The organism is Pseudoroseomonas cervicalis ATCC 49957 (assembly GCF_000164635.1).
Taxonomy (GTDB): domain Bacteria; phylum Pseudomonadota; class Alphaproteobacteria; order Acetobacterales; family Acetobacteraceae; genus Pseudoroseomonas; species Pseudoroseomonas cervicalis.
The window spans coordinates 349,300-352,846 of sequence record NZ_GG770777.1; the positions used below are offsets into that span (position 1 = coordinate 349,300).

Consider the following 3,547-nt stretch of genomic DNA (forward strand, 5'->3'; position numbering starts at 1 on the left):
CGTGCCGCCGGGCGTCGCCTCGGCCAGCCCCGCGCGGCCGGAGGCGGTGCCCGCCCCGTCCGCGCCCCCGCCCGCAACCCCCAGCGTCTGAGCGTGCAAGTGGCCACTGACAAGGACGATTCCATCGACGACAAGCCGATGCCGCTGATCGAGCATCTGCTCGAACTGCGCACCCGGCTGCTGTGGTCGCTCGGCGCCTTCATCCTCTGCTTTGCGCTGTGCTACTATTTCTCGGCGCAGATCTATGGCTTCCTCGCCCGGCCGCTGGCCGACATCCTGCACGAGCAATCGGGCGGCGAGCGGCGGATGATCTTCACCGCCCTGTATGAAGCCTTCTTCACCTATCTGAAGGTGGCGCTGTTCGGCGCGGTCTTCCTGAGCTTCCCGATGTGGGCGACGCAGCTCTGGCTGTTCATCGCGCCCGGCCTCTACCGGTCCGAGAAAAAGGCGCTGCTGCCCTTCCTGCTGGCCTCCCCGGTGCTGTTCGTCCTGGGCGCGGCGCTGGCCTACTACTTCATCTTCCCGCTGGCCTGGCGCTTCTTCATCTCCTTCGAGACGCCGCCCGGCGCCGGCGCCCTGCCGGTGCAGCTGGAGGCCAAGGTCAGCGAATACCTGTCGCTGGTCATGCACATGATCCTGGCCTTCGGCATCGCCTTCCAGCTGCCGGTCGCGCTGACGCTGATGGCCAAGGTTGGCATCGTCTCGGTGGCCGGGCTGAAGAAGGGGCGCCGCTACGCCATCGTCGGCATGTTTGTCGTCGCCGCCGTCATCACGCCCCCCGATATCATCAGCCAGGTCGGCCTCGCCGTGCCGCTGATCGCCCTCTACGAAATTTCCATCCTGGCCGCCGGCTGGGTGGCGCCGAAGCGCGACGAAGACGACAAGAGCTGAGCCTTTCCATGCACGATATCCGCATCGTCCGCGCCGACCCCGCCGCCTTCGACGCCGCCCTGGCCCGGCGCGGCCTAGCCCCGGTGGCCGAGGCCATCCTGGCCCAGGACACCGCCCGCCGCGCCGCCCAGACCGCGGCGCAGGAGGTGCAGGCGCGGCGCAACCAGATCTCCAAGGAGATCGGCATGGCCAAGCGCCAGGGCGGCGACACCGCGGCGCTGGAGGCCGAGGGCGCCACCCTGCGCGGCCGGATGGAGGCGCTGGAGGCCGAGGCCAAGCAGGCCGATGCGGCGCAGACCGCGCTGCTGGAGGCGCTGCCCAACCTGCTGGATGCCGAGGTCCCCGAGGGCCGCGACGAGAGCGATAACGTGGTGCTCCACCAGCAGGGCGAGCCGCCCGCGCTGGATTTCGCGCCGAAGCAGCATTTCGAGCTGGGCGAGGCGCTGGGGCTGATGGATTTCGGCGCCGCCGCCAAGCTGGCCGGCGCCCGCTTCACCGTGCTGCGCGGCGCCCTGGCGCGGCTGGAGCGGGCGCTGGGCCAGTACATGATCTCCCTGCATGTGGAGGAGCATGGCTATACCGAGACCTCGGTGCCGCTGCTGGTCAATGACGCGACCATGTACGGCACCGGCCAGCTGCCGAAATTCGAGGAAGACCTGTTCCGCACCACGGATGGCCGCTGGCTGATCCCGACCGCCGAGGTGCCGCTGACCAACCTCGTCGCCGGCGAGCTGCTGGCGGAGCAGGCGCTGCCGCTGCGCTACACCGCGCTGTCGCCCTGCTTCCGCTCCGAGGCGGGCAGCGCCGGGCGCGACACGCGCGGCATGCTGCGCCAGCACCAGTTCACCAAGGTGGAGATGGTGGCCATCACCCGCGCCGAGGATTCGGCCGCCGAGCATGAGCGCATGACCCGCTGCGCCGAGCGGGTGCTGACCGAGCTCGGCCTGGTCTGGCGGCGCGTGCTGCTCTGCGCCGGCGACACCGGCTTCTCGGCGGCCCGCACCTATGACCTCGAGGTCTGGCTGCCGGGGCAGGGGGCGTGGCGGGAGATTTCCTCCTGTTCGAACTGCCGGGACTTCCAGGCGCGCCGCATGAATGCCCGCTACCGGCCCGAGGCCGCGCCGGGCACCAAGGCCGCGCCCGCCTATCTGCACACGCTGAACGGCTCCGGCATCGCCGTCGGCCGCGCGCTGATCGCGGTGATGGAGACGCACCAGCAGGCCGATGGCAGCATCCGGGTGCCCCCGGTGCTGGCGCCCTGGATGGGCGGGGTCACCTCGATCGGCTGAAGGCGCTTGCGGCAAGCGGGCTCTGCCCATAGTTTGCCGCCCAGTCGGGGCGTGGCGCAGCCTGGTAGCGCATCTGCTTTGGGAGCAGAGGGCCGGAGGTTCGAATCCTCTCGCCCCGATACCTTTTCCCCAGTCCCTCCGCGGGCGGCCCCCAGCGCCCCGGACCATGCGGAAGCAGCGATCACCATGAGCCGCGATCTTGCCATTGCCCGCATCCATCGCCAGCCGCGCTCGGCCATGCAGTCCGGCAAGGCGCGCAACGGCCAGTGGATGCTGGTCTTCGCCCCCGCCGAGGCGCGCCGCCAGGATCCGCTGACCGGCTGGTACGGCTCGGGCGACACCCGTGCCCAGCTGCGCATCAGCTTCGCCAGCCAGGAAGCGGCCGAGGCCTATGCGCGTGCCAACAACATCCCCTACGAGGTCGAGCCGCCGCGCCCCGAGGCGGCGCTGAAGCCGAAATCCTATGCCGAGAATTTCCGCTACGGCCGTGCCGAGAACTGGACCCACTGAACCGGGTCCGGCCCCGCACCCTTAGCTCAACTGGATAGAGCAACCGGCTTCTACCCGGTTGGTTGGGGGTTCAAGTCCCTCAGGGTGCGCCATCTGCAAGCCCCAGGCCCATCCGGGCCCGGGGCTTTTTCATGGGCGCGGCGCGCTCAGGGCATCGCCAGGATCTGGCGGATCTGCGGCTCGATCCCGGCCGAGAGCAGGGCGTAGCCCACCATGCTCAGGTGCAGCCCGTCGAAGGCGATGTCGCGCGACAGCCGCCCCTGGCCGTCCAGCAGCAGCGGCCCCGGCTCGGCATAGAAGACATGCTGCTGGTCGGCGCAGCGGGCGATCAGCGCATTCACCTGCGCGATGTTGCGGCGCATCGGCTCGGCCGCATTGTCGCCGCGCGGCAGCAGGCCGATGAGCAGGATGCGCGTCTGCGGCGAGCGGCCGCGGATGAAGCGCACCACCTCGGCGATGCCGAGGGCGATGTCGGCCGGCTGGCCGCCATACTGGATGTTGTTGGTGCCGACGAGTAGCACCGCCAGCCGCGGCTTCAGGCTGGCGGGCCAGTGGCCGCGCTGCAGCCGGGCCAGCAGGCCTTGCGTGAAATCGCCGCCGACGCCGAGATTGGCCGCCGCGCGATGCCCGTAGAATTGCTGGTAGATCGCCGGGAACCAGCCCTGCACCAGGGAATCGCCCAGGAACACGACCTGCGCCTGCGCCATGTCGTGGGCCGCGATCTGCCGGTCCAGCTCGGCCACCCGGCCGCGCCATGTCGGCTCGGCCAGGTAGTCGGGCGTGGCGTCGCGCGGCATCGGGCTGCGCGGCGGCAGGCCGGGGCAGGCTGAGAGGCCGGCCTGCGGCGCCTGGGCCAT

4 protein-coding genes and 2 tRNA genes are annotated in these 3,547 nt (G+C 70.6%); 5 read left to right on the plus strand and 1 reads right to left on the minus strand.

Annotated elements, in window-relative coordinates:
• Positions 1 to 99 precede the first annotated feature (99 nt).
• The 5 genes from tatC (at position 100) to HMPREF0731_RS01510 (ending at position 2,782) form a co-directional block, all read left to right on the plus strand.
• On the plus strand, positions 100 to 891 hold the full coding sequence (gene tatC / locus HMPREF0731_RS01490; RefSeq protein WP_007002219.1) for a twin-arginine translocase subunit TatC: 792 nt from the start codon (positions 100 to 102) through the stop codon (positions 889 to 891).
• Positions 892 to 899: 8 nt separating this feature from the next.
• Entirely contained in the window at positions 900 to 2,180 is a 1,281-nt protein-coding gene (gene serS / locus HMPREF0731_RS01495; protein ID WP_007002220.1) for a serine--tRNA ligase, read from the plus strand.
• Positions 2,181 to 2,225: 45 nt separating this feature from the next.
• Positions 2,226 to 2,299 (plus strand) — tRNA-Pro (locus HMPREF0731_RS01500).
• A gap of 67 nt (positions 2,300 to 2,366) precedes the next feature.
• Positions 2,367 to 2,690 (plus strand): ETC complex I subunit, encoded by a 324-nt coding sequence (locus tag HMPREF0731_RS01505; RefSeq protein ID WP_007002221.1) that lies wholly within the window; start codon positions 2,367 to 2,369, stop codon positions 2,688 to 2,690.
• A gap of 15 nt (positions 2,691 to 2,705) precedes the next feature.
• Positions 2,706 to 2,782 (plus strand) — tRNA-Arg (locus HMPREF0731_RS01510).
• A gap of 54 nt (positions 2,783 to 2,836) precedes the next feature.
• Here HMPREF0731_RS01510 and HMPREF0731_RS01515 read toward each other — a convergent pair.
• Positions 2,837 to 3,547: GDSL-type esterase/lipase family protein (locus HMPREF0731_RS01515; RefSeq protein WP_007002222.1), on the minus strand; the 711-nt coding region annotated here is incomplete at its 5' end.

Coding starts and splice junctions, on each gene's coding strand:
- serS (WP_007002220.1), top strand. CDS start 900: ATGCACGATATCCGCATCGTCCGCGCCGACCCCGCCGCCTTCGACGCC.
- HMPREF0731_RS01505 (WP_007002221.1), top strand. CDS start 2,367: ATGAGCCGCGATCTTGCCATTGCCCGCATCCATCGCCAGCCGCGCTCG.